Here is a 237-nt window from a genome sequence, read left to right on the forward strand (position 1 = left end):
TTGTTGGGCAGCAAATTAAAATGCGAGGTTTTGAAAAGAAGCTCTTCCCGTCCAATTAGTTAATGAAATACTTTAACATTGCTACTGTAATTTCGAAATCTGCGATTACACCATCTTTAAGCGGACGAATTCCCACAATATTACCAGGTGTACGTCCCACCATACATCTTGCTTCTTCACCTACTGCTAATACTTTTCCACTATTCCGATCAATTGCCACAACAGATGGCTCATTTA

The 237-nt window shown here is 38.8% G+C and carries 1 pseudogene; it reads right to left on the reverse strand.

From position 1 onward, the window contains the following. Window positions 1-58: 58 nt before the first annotated feature. Window positions 59-237: pseudogene (locus tag JDS80_RS31095) on the reverse strand (rod shape-determining protein); the annotation flags it as partial.

The sequence above is a fragment of the Bacillus cereus group sp. N8 genome, from assembly GCF_016483685.1.
Lineage (GTDB): Bacteria > Bacillota > Bacilli > Bacillales > Bacillaceae_G > Bacillus_A > Bacillus_A proteolyticus.